Below are 16,077 nucleotides of genomic sequence, written 5' to 3'. Positions count from 1 at the left end.
ACAAACTTTACCACGATGAAAACACGTTCCTACTTTAAGACACTTGCCGCGGCAGCCACGCTGCTGACCTCGGCCCTGCACGCTCAGGTTTACGATCTCAAAGAGCAATCGTTCGACAACCCCGAGTTCCGAGCCCAATTTGCGAAGAGCTATGTCGCTCAGTCCGAGACAAATCCAAATATCACTGCCGAAGAGAAAGGCCTCTTCGACGAGATTGTACCTCTTATCGGATCTGATCCCAAGGCGGCGATCGCGAGGCTGTCCACTGCGGTGGGGCCTGACAACAGCGCTGCCTTCGACTACATCCTGGGCAACCTCTATTATCAGGAAGGACAGACCCAGAAGTCGGTCGAGGCTTACAAGAAGGCTATCAAGAAGTTCCCGAACTACGCGCAAGCCTATTACAACATGGGTCGCGCCTACGTCGCACAAGGGGACTACGCGAACGCATTGAAGGGATTGCAGAAGTCACTCTCCATGATGACGGGTGACGGCACGATGTATGGGTTGATTGGATACTGTTATCTCAATATGGATAAGCCATCCACTGCCCTGGATGCTTACAAGGTTGCCATCATGCTCGCTCCGGACAGCAAGGACTGGAAGCTGGGGCAGTTGCAATGCTTGATTGCCTTGGATCGGTCCCAGGAGGCGATTGGCCTCTTGTACGAATTTATCAAGGACGAACCCAACAAGGCCGACTGGTGGAAGCTGCAGGCAAATCAGTTCCTCGCTCTCGACGAGCGCGCCAAGGCCGCTGCCAACCTCACGGTCGTCAAAGACCTCGGCAAGGCGGACGGAGCATCCCTCGCGCTGTTGGGAGACTTGCTGGTCAACGAAGGTTTGGTCGAGCCCGCCGTAGAGAGTTACATCGAAGCGATGTCGCTGGGTGGGGCGCGTCCCGCTCGTATTATAGAAGTGGTTAATTCCCTGATCTACATGGATCAGCTAGGGAGCGCCAAGACCTTGCTCTCCAAGCTGGAAACCATCATGTCCTCCAGCTTGAGCGAGTCTCAAGAGATGAGCGTGCTCAACGTGAAGGCTCGCCTCGCAATGCAGGAAGACGATACGGATGGAGCTGCCGGGTTCTTGGCAGATCTGGTAAAGAAGGATCCTCTCAATGGAGGAGCGTTGCTCTCCCTCAGCGAGTTGGAGAAGAAGCGCGGCGATTTGGCTAAAGCCGAATACTATGCGGAAAACGCGTCCAAGATCGATGGATACTCTCACCAAGCTTATATCGCTCTCGCCCAGTTGAACGTCGGCAAACGCGACTATGCTGCAGCTGCCAAATACCTTCGCGAAGCTCAGCAAATCGATCCCAAGGACTACGTTGCTGACTACCTGCTGCGTATCGAACAAGCAGCCCTGAGAATGTAGTTAATTCACGGGTACGGATCTCGGTTGGCAAAGCTTTTGGCGACTCGAGTTTACTACCACCACCACACTATGAAAAAGATGTCTAATCCCGTCGAAAGACGATTCCGCAGCTGGGTTATGCCGGTTGCTATTGCCGGATCGCTGCTTACAAGCTCGCTTGTAGGCCAGCCTGCTCCGACGCTTGAGAACAGCCCTGTGCGTCTCAGCAGTAACGAAAATGCCTTCGGCTACACTCCCAACGCCAAGATGGCGATGATGAAGGCCCTCGAAAGCGGCAGCTACTACAACCGCAACGACGTAAACGAGCTCGAAGCGCTTTGCGCCAAGAAGGAGGGAGTGACGACCGATTACATCCTCACGACTGCCGGTTCGGGTCCGCTCCTCATGATGACGGCCTTGGCCTACGCGGAGCCGGGAGCCAATGTGGTGACTACGGCGATGGGTTACACGCAGTTGGTGCGCAAGTTCGAGGCCCGCGGCGGAGACGTGAAGTACGCGCCGCTCAGCGAGGACATGGGCTACGACTTTGCAGCCTTGAAGGCCGAGATCGACGAGAACACCAAGATCGTCTACATCTGCAATCCGAACAATCCGACCGGCGTGCTCGCCGACTCGGGGGAGCTGAAGCAGTTCGTAATGAGCATTCCCAACGATATTCTTGTCTTCGTGGACGAGGCGTACCTCGAGCTTGCGGACACGAACTTCGCTCTCGCGACCTGCGCTCCGTTGGCTAAGCTCAAGAAGAACGTCATCGTCACGCGCACCTTCTCCAAAAGCTATGGTTTGGCTGGCTTCCGCATCGGTTATGCGGTGGCCCATCCCGACATCCTCGAGAAGATCAGCGTGTACCACATGGGAGCTCCCAGCTACTTGGCGGCTATCGCTGCCTCGGAAGCGATCAAGGACAAGGAGCACCTCGCGACGAACGTGAAGAACTACCAAACGGTTCGCAAGTACGTCACGGATTCCTTCGACAAGCTGGGCATCAAGTATGCCAAGCCAGACGGCGCCTTTGTCTACTTCAACTCCGGCATCGACCAGCAAGTGCTGCGAGACACCATGGCCGAGAACGGTATCTTGATCAGCGGTTCCCGCGTTTCGGGCGCTCCGGAAAGCCAGTACGCTGATTGGTCGCGCGTGAGTATCGGAACGAAACCGCAGATGGACGAGTTCCTGAGCTTGCTCGGAGGCTTGGTCGCCAAGAAGTAAGCGTCGGCAAAAGAATTTTCCCGCCCTCCTAATAGAGGCGGAGAGGCCTCCAGGCTTCTCCGCCTTTTTGTGTGTTACGAAGAAGGTGAGATCCTGCAGAGCGGACCGGGTGGAACCGGTCCCTCCAGGAGGGACGACTTCAACGTCGTCCGCGATATAAGAGCCGCCTCACGCCTTTGATGGCAAATGTTCCCCCCAAGGTTGCGGCTCGATTTGATTTCCGCGCTTGATGAATTTGACAAAGGGCGCTTCCTTACTCGCACAACTTATCAAACTCTCTCCGAAACCCCAATAACCAGGAGATTGTTTACATGCTCTCGTACCCCAATGAGGCGTCGTTTCGTCGTCTTTTCCGTTTGTCTGCGTCGCTCGCATTCGCTGCCGCGTTCGCTTCCTCTCTACTTTCCCAACATCGCCTGATGATCCCCCATCCCTTCGACTTGCAGTCGAAGCTGGAGGTGCTTGCCCTTGACGACTCGCTGAGCGTGGTCGACTTGGGGATGGGCGTGGAGCGGGTGGCCGCGGGCTCCTACTTTTTCGAGGAAGCCACGAGTTACGCCGACGGGTTTTTGGAGCTGAACCGTCCGATTGGTCGCATCATAGACGGGAAGCTCAAGATGACCTTTGAATTCAACGCAAAGGTGAAGCCGAGCCGCGACTATACGGATTGCTTCGTGGTTCTGCAGCTCTTCGCCCAGGACGGGCGGGAGTTTTTGCTGCCTTTTGAAATCGACGATTTGCAGGCGGGCAAAACGCAGCAGGTTCGGATCGCTCCGGAGCTCGCGTTCACGGACCTGAACCGCGGGATTTACCACTACCACTTTTTCTCGGGAGGAAACGAGATTTACTCTGCTCCGACTTCGATGGTCCTCGGCAAAAAAAGCCAGCGCCCCTTGCCGTTGCGAAATTCCGGAAGCCGCGAACCCGAGTTGGTGGCCGCGCCCAAGAAACCGCTGCCAGCCTCCGTGGCAAGGATGGTTTCGGATGAGGAGGTGCTAGTCGCAGTAGGCGTCAACGACAGTGGTTTCAGCGTGGACCACACGCTGCTATCGGAAGTGAACCCATCGACAGCGAAACTGGCTCTCGACTTGGTGAAGCAGTCCCGTTTCAACCCGGGAAGCGAAAACGGATTTTACGCCCGTAAGGACTTGTTGCTCAAAGTGAGATTCGATTCGCGAGGCGGCTACCAGCTGACAGCCCTGTAGTTGGAAATTGGAGACGCATGCCGACCTGGCTCTTGTCGGTTCGTGAGAGAGGATGGTTTCGACGCTCGTTTAGTGCCGCAGGGCTGTCGCTCGCGCCACGCCGCGGTGGAGGATTAGGGAGCGATTCGGGCAACGCGGCGTGCCGCAAGCGGCAGCCCTGCGTTCAGAAATAAAAAGCGGCGGGAGTTGAGTGCTCCGCGCCGCTGGGGAAGGTTGATGGTTTAAAGAGCGTCCTCGGAGAAGACGCGCCACCATTTCGCTAGTCTTTGATGAGGTTGATGCCGGTCATCTCGGCGGGCTTTTCGAGGCCCATCATGGCGAGGATGGTGGGAGCGATGTCGGCGAGGCGACGGTCGCCGTCGTTGACGAGCTCCTTGCCTTCGAGGCCTGCTCCGTAGACCACTGCTTCCACCTTGTTGAGAGTGTGGGCGGTGTGCGGGCCGTCGACGGTGGGATCCCAAAGCTGGTCGGCGTTGCCGTGGTCGGCGGTGACGAGGGCCTTGCCGCCGGTCTTGTCGATGGCCTCGAGCAGGATGCCGATGCCTTCGTCGACCTTGGCGCAAGCCTTCTTGACGGCTTCGAGGTTGCCGGTGTGGCCGACCATGTCGGGGTTGGCGTAGTTGACGAGGACGAAGTCGTACTTGCAGGAGAGGATGGCGTCCTTGACGAGCTGGGTGACTTCGTCGGCGGACATCTCTGGCTGCAGGTCGTAGGTCGCGACCTTGGGAGACTTGGCCATGCCGCGGTCTTCGCCGGGGAAAGGCTCTTCGCGGTAGTCGTTGAAGAAGAAGGTGACGTGCGGGAACTTCTCGGTTTCGGCGGAGCGGAACTGGGTGAGGCCCTTGTCGGCGAGGTAGGCGCCGAGCACGTTCTTCATCTTCTCGGGCTTATAGAAAACCACGTTTTCGCAGAGGCCCTTTTGCCATTCGGTCATGGCCACGAAGAAGAGATCCAGTTTTTCGCCGCGGTCGAAACCGTCGAAGTCGTCCTGGATGAAAGCCTTGGCCAACTCGCGGGGACGATCGCCGCGGTAGTTGTAGAAGACGACCGCGTCGCCGTTGCCGATGGTGGCAATCGGCTGGTCGTTTTCGTCGACGATCCAAGTTGGGGGGACGAACTCGTCGCCGATGTTCGAGTCGGATGTGGGGTTGTCGTAGTAGTTCTGGATGGCGGCGGGGGCGGACTTGGCTTTGTCGCCTTCCTTGCCGGTGAGCATGTTGTAGGCGCGTCCCACGCGGTCCCAGCGCTCGTCGCGGTCCATGCACCAGAAGCGTCCGCAAACGGAGGCTATTTTTCCGAGGCCGATCTCGGCGAGCTTCGCTTCGCACTGCTCGGCGAAGCCTTTGCCAGAAGAGGGCGGGGTGTCGCGACCGTCCATGAAGAGGTGGACGTATACTTGTTCGACGCCCGCCTTCTTGGCTTCTTCCACGAGACCGTAGAGGTGTTCGAGCAAGCCGTGCACGCCGGCGTCGGAGGCGATGCCCATGTAGTGGAGCTTGCCGCCGGACTTGGCCTTGGCGAAGGCGCCCTCGAGGGCCTTGTTGCCGGTGACGGCGCCGTCCTTGAAGGCTTTGGTGATGCGAACGATCTCCTGGTCGACGATGCGTCCGGCTCCGATGTTCTGGTGGCCGACTTCGGAGTTGCCCATGATGCCGTCGGGCACGCCGACGTCGAGGCCGCAGGCGGCGAGTTCGGTGCGCGGCCACTTGGCGGAGAGCATGTCGGAGACGGGGGTGTCCGCGAGCTTGACCGCGTTGTATGCGTTTTGGTCCGCGTTGTGGTTGGCTCCCCATCCGTCACGGATGACGAGGAGTACAGGTTTTTTCGCTTCGCTCATGATAATTGAAGATTGTCGGCGTCCCTAATGGCGGCGAAGCGGATTGATGACAAGGGTGGACTTTGGGGAGGGGCGAGGGGAGGAGGTAATTATAGTCCGAGAGATTGGCGGAGCGTGGCGGGTTTGTTTGTGGTGAGGGAGAGGGCTCCGAGGTCGGTCCATTTTTTGGCGGTTTCGGGAGCGTCGACGGTCCAGACGTGGAGTTCGAGTCCGGCGTCAAGGAAGGGCTGGGTGTAGGCCGCATCGATGTCGGGGTGGGCGTAGAGGCTGACCCCGTCGGCGCCGGTACGCTTGATGGCTTCGAGGAGCTGCTCTGGCGCCGGCTCGAGGGTGCGGGCTTTGGATCGGTAGCGGGGGGTGGCGAGCAGGACGGCCTTGAGGGAGGGACGCTGGCTCTTCAGCTTCTTGATGACGCGTCCGCTGAAGGCGATGACGACGACTTGCTGAGGGGAGATGCCGGAGGCGTCGATCTCTTTGAGGAGGGGGCGGACGATTTGCCGACTGCTTTTGATTTCGATGTAGAGTTTCTTGTCCGGTGGTACGGTGGCGATGACCTCGGCAAGGGTGGGGAATTGATGGGGGGCGGGAACGAGGGCTTGCAGGTCGGCAAGTTTGGTTTTGCGGACGGTGAGGCTTTTGTTGGCGTATTTTCCTGTAGTTGAATTATGGATGCAAATGATACGCTTGTCGCGCGTCAGGTGGAAGTCTCCTTCGATGGCGTCGGCTCCTTGCTTCCATGCGAGCCTGAAAGCGGGCAATGTGTTTTCGGGGGCGTCGGCGGAGGCTCCTCGGTGGGCGACGATGAGGGGAAGTTGGGGAGCTGGGGACGTGGGGGAGGCTTGCATGGAGAGGTAGGCGAGCGTGGAGAAGAAGATTAGCGTGTTGAAGCGGCTTAGCATTAATTGGAAGCGAGAAGCAATTATGGTGTAAGAGAGATGGTGGCACAAGGCCGCATCTCACATCTCCAGCAATGGGTGCCCGCTGGGACTGCGGATGCGACCTGTTGCGTTTTTCGCGACCGAGGTCGCCGCTAACCTTCGAGCTTGATGATGGAGACGGGGCAGTGGAAGGCGGCTTCTTTTAGGGACTCGCGGTCTTCCTCGAAGCCTTGGCCGATCTCGAAGGGCTCGTCTGTATCCAAAACTTGGTGCAGCTGGGCGAGGCCTTCTTCGTCCATGTGCCAATAGTTGGGGGCGACTTCGGCGCAGAAGGCGCAGCCGATGCATTCGAGTCGCTTGTGTTTGATGGTGAGCATGGAGGGAAAGAGCTTTGATCTCTTTGTGTGTTCGCGACCAAGGTCGCTCCTATCTAGGCTGGCAGATGCAAAAAGAATTTGTCGTTTTGACGGACTTTGGCGTCGACTTGGATGGAGAAGACTTGGCCGTTGCTTACTTGTTTTGCTGTAGTTGAATCGTCGAGACGAAGGGTTTCGAGGGTGCCTTTTACGACGCCGGTGGTGTCTCCAATTATTAGATATTCTTGACCGGAGGCAATGGGGCCGCTGGCGGTGATTTCGGCGACGCCGAGCTTGCTGTAGTAGTGAGTGACGCGGCCCGCTTGGATTTTTTGGCGGGTGGCTTTGGTACCGTGGGCCATGGACCAGCCTTGCTCCCGGCCGAGGTAGTAGCCGGAGGAATGGCCGCGGTGATAGACTTTTTTGAGGTCGTCGTTGAGTTCGGCGACGAGGGGTTGGTCGAAGGTGTCTGACTGGATGGCGTCGACTCCGCGTCGGTAGGCGGCGGTTACAGTGGAGACGTACTCGGGGGAGCGGCCGCGGCCCTCGAGCTTGAGGGTGTGCACGCCGGCTTCGAGAACTTGGTCGAGGAAGTCGATGGTGCAGATGTCGTTGGGCGACATGACGTAGTGGTTGTCGACGAGGAGTTCCTTGCCGGATTCTTGGTCGATCACTTTGTATTCCTTGCGGCAGTTTTGGGTGCAAGCGCCGCGGTTGGCGGATGCGTTGTCGGTGTAGAGGGACATGCCGCAGCGTCCGGAGACGGCGATGCAGAGGGCTCCGTGGGCGAAGGCTTCGATTTCGACGGGGCGCCCGGAAGGTCCGCGAAGATCCTCGGCGAGGATTTGCTGACGGATCTTGCGGATCATGGATAGATTGAGCTCTCGGGCGAGCACGATGCGGTCGCAGAATTGGGCGTAGAACTTGAAGGACTGGTAGTTGGAGACGGAGAGTTGGGTGGAGAGGTGGACTTCGAGGCCGAGTTCGCGGGCTTTGAGGATGCAGGCCATGTCGGAGGCGATGACGGCGTCGACATTCTGGCGGGCGGCTTCTTCGAGCAGGGCGTAGCAGAGCTTGAGATCGTGGTCGTAGAGGAGGGTATTGAGGGTGAGGTAGCCGCGAATGCCGGCAGCATGGCAGCGGATCATGATTTCCTCGAGGTCCTTGAGGTGGAAAGAGCGGCGGGAACGGGCCCGCATGTTGAGCTGGGCGAGGCCGAAGTAGACGGAGTCGGCCCCGGAGTCGATGGCGGCTTGCAGGGATGGGTAGCAGCCGGCGGGAGCGAGGATTTCGACGTGAGGAGAGGCGACGCCAGCGGGATAGGCGGTGGTGGTCGCGGAGGGTGTGGTGGTGGCGCTCATGGCTGTCTTTCGCTTCGGAACTTGAAATAAAGACAGTTTGGTATGGAATTTAGGGTTCGAGAGTCAAGCGCGGTTGTGGGGTGTCCGCTGCGACAGCGGACGCTACCGGTTTGTGTAATCGCGACCAAGGTCGCTCCTACGGATTTGATTCGAGGAGGGAGAGGATTTGGGCGGCCATTTGGTTGTAGGGGGTGGGAATGCCGTGGATTTGGCCGAGGCGGGCGATGACTCCGTTGCGGGAGTCCCACTCCATGGGGCGTCGGGCGACGAGGTCGGCGTGGAGTGAGTTCATGGAGCCGGCGGGGGCGGCTGCGGCGTTGGCTATGATGGTGGGGATGATGGATTCGTCGAGGGTGGCTCCCTCGGCGCGGCCGACGGCGATGGTTTCGCGAATGAGGGCTTCCATGATGGCTGCGGCTTGGGGAGTGGCGGCGACGTTGGCGGGTTGGTTGACGAGGGCGGAAATGGCTCCGGCGGCGTTGATGCAGAGCTTTCGCCAGGCCGCGGAGGTCCAGTCGGTGGTGAGGTTTGCCTTTACGGCGGGGTCGGTGAAGAGTTTGGCGAAGGCGACAGCGTTTTCGGTATCGGGAATGTCGATACGGACGTCGCCGTGGCGCACGATTTGGCCGTGGCTTCTGCGTTCGGCGGGACAATCGATGATGACGGGGACGATGCGTTCGGAGGGAAAGTAGGGGGTGAGGTTGGCGAGGTGTTCGACGCCGTTTTGCACAACGGCTATGCGTGTGTGGGGACCGGACAAGCAGGGGAACCAGTTGGCGGCTTGGGGAACTTGGTAGGTTTTGGTCGCGAGGAGGATCCAATCCACAGGGGACGTCGCGGTGGAGTCGGTGTGGACGGTGACGTCTCGGGTGGTTGTTTGACCGGCGGCGGTGACTTGGAGCTGCTCGAAGGGGGTGCGGGCGCAAATTGAGACTTTGTTGTCCGAGTTTTCGAGGAGGAGGGAAGCGAGGGTGCCGCCGATGGCGCCGGGACCGATGATTGCGATGCTGGGCATGGGAAGGGAAAGGTTGAAGGGGGCAGGCTGATGTTGGATTTGGCAGATGGAAAAGCTCGGCGGGAGGGCCGAGCTTGAAGAGGGAATCGCGAGCGAGCTCGTGTCTCGTCGCTGAACTCCTCGAGTGTCGCTGTGCTCGGTACCTGCATGGATCAGCCGGGGGGCCAGGCCATTTGGCGTCCGGCGAGCAGGTGGATGTGGAGGTGGGGGACGGCTTCGCCGCCGTAGGGACCGTTGTTGATGACGGTGCGGAATCCGTCGCTCCAGCCGAGTTTTTGGGCGAGCAGGGGGATTTGGGCCATGAGGTGGCCGAGGAGTTGGGTGTCTTCGGGGGTGGCTTCTCCGATGCGGACGATGCGTTTCTTGGGGATGAGCAGGAGGTGGGTGGGGGCTTGGGGCGAGATGTCGTGGATGACGATGCATTGCTCGTCTTCGTGCTCGATGGTGGCGGGGATTTCGCGGTCGATTATTTTTTGGAAGATGGTCTTTTCGGACATTGTTTTGTTTGGAGCCACGGATGGACGTGGATGAACAGGGATTTTTTAGGTTGGTTGTGGCGGGGTTGGATCGGGTTGTGGCGGCGGTCTGGGCCAGGCCGCCCTGCCTAGTAGATGATGAGGTTGAGGTGGCTGGAGGGGCGGGTACGGGATTGGCAGAAGTCGCGGGCGTAGGCGATGGCGTTTTGGTATTCTGCGGCGCGGCGGGCGGTCCAGCGTTTGCCGGCGGGGCAGATGGCTTCTTTGAGTCCGGTGAGGACGAGAAGGGGCTTTTCGAAGCGGCAAGTGCGTTTGATGGCTTCGAGGAGGCGGGCGCGCAGGGCGAGCTCGGAGAAGCCTTGGGCTTCGGGGGCGGGGACGAGGTCGACGATGGCTCGTTCGGGGTGGCGGGCAGTTTGCTCGGCAAGCGTTTGGGCGGCGGCGAGGAAGGCGGCGGGGTGGTCGCGGTTTTCCTTGGTGAGGGTCGCTTCGATGGATTCCTTGATTTGGCGGGCGAAGTAGAGGTCGTCGCCGATGTCGTCGGCGAAGAGGGCGCAGATGATCTGGAGCTTGGAAAAGTCTTTGTGGGCGCCGTGTTTCAAGGTGGATGGGATCTGGGGTGGAAGATTCGCGAGCAAGCTCGCTCCTACAGGATTTTTGGGGTGTTGAGGTCTCCGATTTCGTCGAGGAATTCGTCGAGGTTTTTGAAGTCTTTGTAGACGGAGGCGAAGCGGATGTAGGCGATGGGGTCGATGGCTTTGAGATTGGAGAGGACTTTTTCGCCTATGGCGGAGGAGGGGAATTCCATGCCGAACTCGGACTCGAGGGAGTCGATCATGTCTTCCACGAGCATGTTGATCTGCTCGGCGGCGACGGGGCGTTTTTGGCAGGCGCGGCGGAGGGAGTAGATGATCTTGGCCTTGTCGAAGTCTTCGCGTCGTCCGTCTCGCTTGGTGACGTAGAGGTTTTCGCGGAGGATTTGCTCGGTGGTTGAGAAGCGGTGAGAACAGTCGAGGCATTCGCGTCTCCGGCGGATGGTGGAGCCGTCCTTGGAGGCGCGGGAGTCGATGACTTTGTCCAGCTCAGATCCGCACTTGGGGCATCTCATGGTAGATCAGAGTGTGAGGAAGTTCTTGAGGATTTCCATCCCGTTTTGTGTGGCGATGGATTCGGGGTGGAATTGAACGCCCCAGATGGGGAGCTCGCGGTGTCGCAGTCCCATGATTTCGCCTTCGGCGGTCTCGGCGGTGATCTCGAGGCAAGCTGGGAAGCTTTCTCGCTCGACGATTAGGGAGTGGTAGCGGGTGGCCTGCAGGCCTTGGGGGAGGCCTTTGAAGAGGTCTTTGCCGTTGTGGCTGATGGGGGAGGTCTTGCCGTGCATGAGGCGGTCGGCCCGGACGACTTTTCCTCCGAAGTGCTGTCCGATGGACTGGTGCCCGAGGCACACGCCGAAGAGGGGCACCTTGCCGGCGAAGGCCTCGATCATGGCGATGGATACGCCGGCTTCCGACGGGGAACAGGGGCCGGGCGAGATGAGAACCCGCTCGGGTTGGAGGGCTAGGGCTTCTTCGACGGTGATTTGGTCGTTGCGGAAGACGCGCTGCTCGACGCCGAGCGTACCGAAGTACTGGACGAGGTTGAAGGTGAAGGAATCGTAGTTGTCGATGACAAGCAGCATTTTGGGCAGTTTTAGGGCTGGTTTAAATAGGGCGGCGGGAGGTGGGTCAAGCTTGGCGGGGGGCGTGTGAATAAGTCGCCTGCCGTCGGCTCGGGCCTTGGTTTTACGGTATTGGGCGACGAGTGAAAATTTGGGTTGTTCGGGGAGGTGGGGGAGCTAGGTTTTGGGCTCTATTTATGAGCGAACATTTCCAGCTGATCAAAAAGGATGCCGAAACGGGGGCCCGCCGCGGCCGTCTGAAGACCTTGCACGGCGCGATCGAGACGCCGATTTTCATGCCGGTGGGCACGCAGGCGACGGTGAAGGGTTTGACCCCTCGCCAGATCAAGGAGGATGTGGGGGCTCAGATTATTCTTGGGAACACTTATCACTTGAACCTGCGTCCTGGTTCCGAGCTGATTCGCGATGCGGGCGGCTTGCATAAGTTTATGAGCTGGGACGGGCCGATCTTGACGGACAGCGGCGGCTTTCAGGCCTTCAGCTTGGCGAAGTTGAGCAAGCTGACGGAGGAGGGGGTCGCCTTCCAGTCGCACTTGGATGGATCGAAGGTATTCTTGGGGCCGAGGGAAGTGATGACGATCCAGGCGAACCTGGGGTCCGATATCGCTATGGTGATCGACGAGTGTCCGCCGTATCCATGCAAGAAGGACGATTGCGTGAAGGCGGTGGAGCGCACCACGCGTTGGGCGAAGGCTTGCAAGGAGATCGCGACGGACAACGGATTCTTGGGATCGGGGCATCATGTTTTTGCGATCGCTCAAGGATCGGAATTCGAGGACTTGCGGCGTCGTTCGGCGGAAGAGTTGGCGGAGCTCGATTTTCCTGGCTACGCGATTGGCGGTGTAAGCGTGGGCGAGCCGGAGCCGGAAATGCTCAAGCAGGTGCGGGCGACGGCTCCCTTCTTGCCGGAAGACAAGCCGCGTTATACCATGGGATTGGGCACGCCTCCGCAGATGTTGAAGATGATCGCGGCCGGAGTGGACATGTTTGACTGCGTGTTGCCGAGTCGGGTCGCTCGCAATGGCGCGTTTTTCACGCCTGATGGAATGAAGAACATTCGCAACTCGCGTTTCGCCACGGATCTCAAGCCGCTGGTGGTGGGCATGGAAAACTACACCTGCCGGAACTTTACGCGGGCTTACCTGCGCCATCTCACCATGGCGAAGGAGATGTTGAGCTGCACGCTTTTGACCCTGCACAACTTGCATTTCTACTTGAACCTGATGGAGCAGGCTCGCGCCCGCATCGAAGCGGGTGACTTTTCTCGTTGGAGCGCGAGTTGGATCGAACGCTACGAAGCGGGCGAGAAGGGTGAGGGATAGCTGTTTGGTTTGTGCGTAGTGGGAAATTGGTGACATGAGTATCGCATCAGATAGGATGGACTCGAAGCTGAGGGTCAACATGCGGCTTTCGGTAGTCGAGGGCTTGCTGGCTATGCCCTTGGTGTTTTTCGCCATGCCGGGCAACTTTTTGCTCGCGAGCATGATGACGGGGGCGATCGGACTGAAGGAGTCGGTGTACGGGGTGATCGCTTCCTTGCCCGCTTGGGCCAACGTCGTGCAGCTCTTTGCCTTGCCGTGGCTGACGCGTCGGTTTTCTCAAAAGGTGATCTGCTTGGTTTTTTCATGGATCCACTTGTGCTGCTGGGTGGCTGTGGGCTATGCGTTGCCGCGAATCGCTATGGGAGGCGAGTGGCACTCGCCTTTGTTGATTGTAGGCTTGTTTGCGGTGGGGGCTTTGGCGTTTGCTTTGGTGAACGTGAGTTGGACCTCGTGGGTGCAGGAATGGCTTCCGACCAAAGGGCGGGGCAAGTATTTGGGCCGCCGAAATCGGCTGTTGCAGATCAGTACGGTCGCCTTTTTGGTGAGTTCGTCGTGGTTTCTTGGATACTGGAAAGAGAACGCTATCTTTGGTTTTCAGATGATCATCTTCGTGTCGGTTGCCATGCGTGCTGTGTCGATTGTATTGCAGCTTCGGATACTGCCTACCAAACGTGTCGCGGACGAGCGTAGCTCGAAGCTATTGGATCAGTTTTCGTCGATCTTGAAGAACACCGCTTTGATTCGCTTCGTGGTGTTTGGAGCGACCTTTGGCTTTGCGGCAAATGTAATGGGGCCGTTTTTTCCCGTGTTCTATTACAAGGTATTGGGAATGAGCGTGGAGGAGGTGGCTCGCTTGGCAATGCTGGCGACTACCACGGGAGCTTTGATGATGCCGTTTTGGGGGCGCGTATGCGACAAGTATGGATGCCGTATCAGCTTGATGGTTGCTTTGTCGGTTTGGATGGGGACGGGCTACCTGCACCAGTTCGCAAGACCGGACGAGGTGGGCATTCTCTATCTCATTTGGGGTATCGGAGGGGTCGCTGGCTCCGGATTCTTGTTTGGCTCTTTCAGCATGATATTGAAGTTGATTCCGGCCGAAGCGAAGACGGCCGCGATCAGTTTCAACTTGGCGGCGAGTTCCCTGTCGGCCGCGGTGGCGCCGATCTTGGGCGGATTGCTCTTCTCCTGGGTGCAGGCTCGCTTCCAAGACCAGGTTGGGGCCTTTCATGTCATTTCCCTCGTTCATCACTCGGTCGTGATCTCGACCGGGATTCTGTTGTTGGGAATAGCGGAGCCGAAAGCTGCCACGCTCACGCAGGCGATCGGAGCGATGCGTCCCCTGCGCCAACTGGGGACCTTGATGGGGGTCTCCTTCTTGGCGAACTACAGTTTCTTCAGGAAAGGCGAGGAGGAGCAATCCGAGGAAGGGGAACGCAACTGAGCTTCTCGTGGTTTGACAGGATGTGCGGAGCGCGGTGCTTTCGTTTTCCCAGACCGTATTAGCCAATCACGAACATGAGAGTACTAGTCACCGGAGGAGCCGGATTTTTAGGCAGCCACCTTTGCGAGCGTTTGCTCGGCGAGGGGCACGAGGTCGTCTGTTTGGACAACCTCTTCACCGGGAGGAAGGCGAATATCGTGCACCTTCTGTCCAACCCGTATTTCGAGTTCGTGCGCCATGACGTGATCGACCCTTTCAAGTTTGAGGTGGACCAGATCTACAATCTCGCTTGTCCGGCATCGCCGCCGCATTACCAGTACAATGCGATCAAGACGATCAAGACATCTGTCATGGGGGCCATCAATTGCCTTGGCCTGGCAAAGCGATTGAAGGCGCGGGTTTTTCAAGCCTCCACCTCCGAGGTGTATGGAGACCCGCACCAGCATCCCCAGCAGGAGTCTTACTGGGGGAACGTGAACCCGATCGGAATTCGGTCCTGCTACGATGAGGGCAAGCGTTGCGCGGAGACCTTGTTCTTCGATTACCACCGTCAGAACGGAGTCGATATCCGCATCGCTCGCATCTTCAATACCTACGGTCCTCGCATGTTGGCTAGCGACGGACGGGTGGTTTCCAACTTTATCGTGCAGGCCTTGCGAGGCGAAGACATTACGATCTACGGCGACGGTTCGCAGACGCGTTCCTTTTGCTTCTACAGCGATTTGATCGAGGGCTTCGTGCGTTTGATGAACCAAGATGCCGTGACGGGGCCCGTTAACTTGGGGAATCCGGGGGAGTTCACGATGATCGAGCTAGCGGAGACGGTGCTGCGATTGGTGGGTTCCAAATCGAAGCTCGTCCACTTGGACCTGCCTGCGGACGATCCCAAGCAGCGCCAGCCCGATATTTCCCTGGCGAAGAAGCACCTGGCCTGGGAGCCGAGCGTGCCTCTGGAGGAAGGCTTGAAGGAAACTATCGCCTATTTCAGGAAGGACATGGAGGCGTGACCTCGCAGTTCTTCGATGACCTAATCCTGAATCCCGAGGCTGATGAGCGGTCGCAATTTTTTTGAGAAGAGTCCTTCCAACCAAAACCTGATTGATCTTTTTGAAGGGCAATGGTCCTCGCGCATGCCCCCGCATCTGGGAGTGGAAAGCGGCGGCGTCGCCGGCCTGCATGAGGATGTTCGAATTGATTGGGCCCTCCAGCTCCTGGGAGGCGTGGAGGGCAAAACCGTTTTAGAACTCGGCCCTTTGGAGGCGGCGCACACCTCCATGTTAGAGCGGGCAGGTGCGGCTCACGTAACGAGTATTGAAGGCAATGCCGCGGCTTTCCAGCGGTGTTTGATAGTAAAGGAGCTCCTCGGCTTGTGCCGCTCTAGGTTCTTGCTGGGGAATTTCGTATCTTATCTGAAAGAGAATGATACCGTATTCGATCTGTGTGTCGCCAGCGGAGTGCTCTACCATATGAAGAATCCGGTGGAGTTGATAGAGCTCTTGTCGCGTCGCGTCGAAAAGCTCTTTGTCTGGACGCACTTTTACGATGAGGAGCTGGTCGGTGCGGACCCGAGGACGAAAAAATACTTTGCGGGATGCTGGGATGCGACTCACTCGGGGTTTTCCCATCGATTGCACGCCCACGGATACGGTGACGCGCTCGATTGGAAGGGATTTTGCGGAGGTGGCAGTGAGTCGAGCAATTGGATGGAGAAACCTGACTTGCTTGCAGCCTTTGAGTATTTTGGTTTCAAGAAAGTTGGTGAACGCGAAGAGCCTACCCACCCGCACGGGCCAGCGATTTGGTTGGCGCTCGAGAAAGCGTGATCAAGCGTTGGCAGCCCTGCGAAGCGATTCATAGCCAGAGATTCGCACCTTTTCGTTGCAAGGCTGTCCTGAGTTCTTTAGCCGGATCACTCTCTA

General features: G+C 58.5%; 16 protein-coding genes. 7 read left to right on the top strand and 9 right to left on the bottom strand.

Annotated features, from left to right (window positions below; translation table 11 throughout):
• Window positions 1-15: 15 nt before the first annotated feature.
• The 3 genes from IEN85_RS04430 (at window position 16) to IEN85_RS04420 (ending at window position 3,791) form a co-directional block, all read left to right on the top strand.
• A complete protein-coding gene (locus IEN85_RS04430) occupies window positions 16-1,377 on the top strand; it encodes a tetratricopeptide repeat protein (protein ID WP_191615854.1) in 1,362 nt (453 codons plus the stop codon).
• 69 nt (window positions 1,378-1,446) lie between these two features.
• Window positions 1,447-2,586 (top strand): pyridoxal phosphate-dependent aminotransferase, encoded by a 1,140-nt coding sequence (locus IEN85_RS04425; RefSeq protein WP_191615853.1) that lies wholly within the window; start codon window positions 1,447-1,449, stop codon window positions 2,584-2,586.
• A 419-nt stretch (window positions 2,587-3,005) separates the two neighbouring features.
• Window positions 3,006-3,791, top strand: coding sequence for a hypothetical protein (locus IEN85_RS04420; RefSeq protein WP_191615852.1), 786 nt, complete (start codon window positions 3,006-3,008; stop codon window positions 3,789-3,791).
• A gap of 259 nt (window positions 3,792-4,050) precedes the next feature.
• Here the strand turns inward: IEN85_RS04420 and gpmI are convergent, their stop codons facing one another.
• From gpmI to IEN85_RS04375, 9 genes are all read right to left on the bottom strand, one after another.
• Window positions 4,051-5,628 carry a 2,3-bisphosphoglycerate-independent phosphoglycerate mutase gene (gpmI, locus tag IEN85_RS04415; RefSeq protein WP_191615851.1) on the bottom strand — a complete coding sequence of 526 codons (1,578 nt, stop codon included), beginning with the start codon at window positions 5,626-5,628 and terminating at the stop codon, window positions 4,051-4,053.
• An 89-nt stretch (window positions 5,629-5,717) separates the two neighbouring features.
• A complete protein-coding gene (locus tag IEN85_RS04410) occupies window positions 5,718-6,527 on the bottom strand; it encodes a glycerophosphodiester phosphodiesterase family protein (RefSeq protein ID WP_191615850.1) in 810 nt (269 codons plus the stop codon).
• A 131-nt stretch (window positions 6,528-6,658) separates the two neighbouring features.
• Entirely contained in the window at window positions 6,659-6,883 is a 225-nt protein-coding gene (locus tag IEN85_RS04405; protein WP_191615849.1) for a ferredoxin, read from the bottom strand.
• Window positions 6,884-6,936: 53 nt separating this feature from the next.
• A complete protein-coding gene (locus tag IEN85_RS04400; protein WP_191615848.1) occupies window positions 6,937-8,223 on the bottom strand; it encodes a peptidase U32 family protein in 1,287 nt (428 codons plus the stop codon).
• 136 nt (window positions 8,224-8,359) lie between these two features.
• Window positions 8,360-9,238 carry a 2-dehydropantoate 2-reductase gene (locus tag IEN85_RS04395; protein WP_191615847.1) on the bottom strand — a complete coding sequence of 293 codons (879 nt, stop codon included), beginning with the start codon at window positions 9,236-9,238 and terminating at the stop codon, window positions 8,360-8,362.
• Window positions 9,239-9,390: 152 nt separating this feature from the next.
• Complete coding sequence (locus IEN85_RS04390; RefSeq protein ID WP_191615846.1) at window positions 9,391-9,735, bottom strand: histidine triad nucleotide-binding protein; 345 nt, start codon at window positions 9,733-9,735, stop codon at window positions 9,391-9,393.
• 107 nt (window positions 9,736-9,842) lie between these two features.
• A complete protein-coding gene (locus IEN85_RS04385; RefSeq protein ID WP_191615845.1) occupies window positions 9,843-10,316 on the bottom strand; it encodes a hypothetical protein in 474 nt (157 codons plus the stop codon).
• 44 nt (window positions 10,317-10,360) lie between these two features.
• Window positions 10,361-10,822: a transcriptional regulator NrdR gene (gene nrdR / locus IEN85_RS04380; protein ID WP_191615844.1), complete on the bottom strand. Its 462-nt coding sequence runs from the start codon at window positions 10,820-10,822 to the stop codon at window positions 10,361-10,363.
• A 6-nt stretch (window positions 10,823-10,828) separates the two neighbouring features.
• Window positions 10,829-11,392, bottom strand: a complete 564-nt coding sequence (locus IEN85_RS04375; protein ID WP_191615843.1) for an anthranilate synthase component II — start codon at window positions 11,390-11,392, stop codon at window positions 10,829-10,831.
• A gap of 176 nt (window positions 11,393-11,568) precedes the next feature.
• On the opposite strand from IEN85_RS04375, the gene tgt reads away from it, so the two are divergent.
• The 4 genes from tgt to IEN85_RS04355 all read left to right on the top strand — a co-directional run bounded on the left by tgt (window position 11,569) and on the right by IEN85_RS04355 (window position 15,981).
• Window positions 11,569-12,714 carry a tRNA guanosine(34) transglycosylase Tgt gene (gene tgt / locus IEN85_RS04370; protein ID WP_191615842.1) on the top strand — a complete coding sequence of 382 codons (1,146 nt, stop codon included), beginning with the start codon at window positions 11,569-11,571 and terminating at the stop codon, window positions 12,712-12,714.
• Between the two features lie 34 nt (window positions 12,715-12,748).
• Window positions 12,749-14,158: an MFS transporter gene (locus tag IEN85_RS04365; protein ID WP_191615841.1), complete on the top strand. Its 1,410-nt coding sequence runs from the start codon at window positions 12,749-12,751 to the stop codon at window positions 14,156-14,158.
• Window positions 14,159-14,232: 74 nt separating this feature from the next.
• Window positions 14,233-15,165 (top strand): UDP-glucuronic acid decarboxylase family protein, encoded by a 933-nt coding sequence (locus tag IEN85_RS04360; protein ID WP_191615840.1) that lies wholly within the window; start codon window positions 14,233-14,235, stop codon window positions 15,163-15,165.
• Window positions 15,166-15,288: 123 nt separating this feature from the next.
• On the top strand, window positions 15,289-15,981 hold the full coding sequence (locus tag IEN85_RS04355) for a class I SAM-dependent methyltransferase (protein WP_191615839.1): 693 nt from the start codon (window positions 15,289-15,291) through the stop codon (window positions 15,979-15,981).
• Window positions 15,982-16,077 lie beyond the last annotated feature (96 nt).

Source organism: Pelagicoccus enzymogenes, assembly GCF_014803405.1.
In the GTDB taxonomy this organism is placed as follows: Bacteria; Verrucomicrobiota; Verrucomicrobiia; order Opitutales; family Opitutaceae; genus Pelagicoccus; species Pelagicoccus enzymogenes.
This window is presented reverse-complemented; position numbering and strand designations above follow the sequence as displayed.

Coding starts and splice junctions, on each gene's coding strand:
- IEN85_RS04430 (WP_191615854.1), top strand. CDS start 16: ATGAAAACACGTTCCTACTTTAAGACACTTGCCGCGGCAGCCACGCTG.
- IEN85_RS04425 (WP_191615853.1), top strand. CDS start 1,447: ATGAAAAAGATGTCTAATCCCGTCGAAAGACGATTCCGCAGCTGGGTT.
- IEN85_RS04420 (WP_191615852.1), top strand. CDS start 3,006: ATGATCCCCCATCCCTTCGACTTGCAGTCGAAGCTGGAGGTGCTTGCC.
- gpmI (WP_191615851.1), bottom strand. CDS start 5,628: ATGAGCGAAGCGAAAAAACCTGTACTCCTCGTCATCCGTGACGGATGG.
- IEN85_RS04410 (WP_191615850.1), bottom strand. CDS start 6,527: ATGCTAAGCCGCTTCAACACGCTAATCTTCTTCTCCACGCTCGCCTAC.
- IEN85_RS04405 (WP_191615849.1), bottom strand. CDS start 6,883: ATGCTCACCATCAAACACAAGCGACTCGAATGCATCGGCTGCGCCTTC.
- IEN85_RS04400 (WP_191615848.1), bottom strand. CDS start 8,223: ATGAGCGCCACCACCACACCCTCCGCGACCACCACCGCCTATCCCGCT.
- IEN85_RS04395 (WP_191615847.1), bottom strand. CDS start 9,238: ATGCCCAGCATCGCAATCATCGGTCCCGGCGCCATCGGCGGCACCCTC.
- IEN85_RS04390 (WP_191615846.1), bottom strand. CDS start 9,735: ATGTCCGAAAAGACCATCTTCCAAAAAATAATCGACCGCGAAATCCCC.
- nrdR (WP_191615844.1), bottom strand. CDS start 10,822: ATGAGATGCCCCAAGTGCGGATCTGAGCTGGACAAAGTCATCGACTCC.
- IEN85_RS04375 (WP_191615843.1), bottom strand. CDS start 11,392: ATGCTGCTTGTCATCGACAACTACGATTCCTTCACCTTCAACCTCGTC.
- tgt (WP_191615842.1), top strand. CDS start 11,569: ATGAGCGAACATTTCCAGCTGATCAAAAAGGATGCCGAAACGGGGGCC.
- IEN85_RS04365 (WP_191615841.1), top strand. CDS start 12,749: ATGAGTATCGCATCAGATAGGATGGACTCGAAGCTGAGGGTCAACATG.
- IEN85_RS04360 (WP_191615840.1), top strand. CDS start 14,233: ATGAGAGTACTAGTCACCGGAGGAGCCGGATTTTTAGGCAGCCACCTT.
- IEN85_RS04355 (WP_191615839.1), top strand. CDS start 15,289: ATGCCCCCGCATCTGGGAGTGGAAAGCGGCGGCGTCGCCGGCCTGCAT.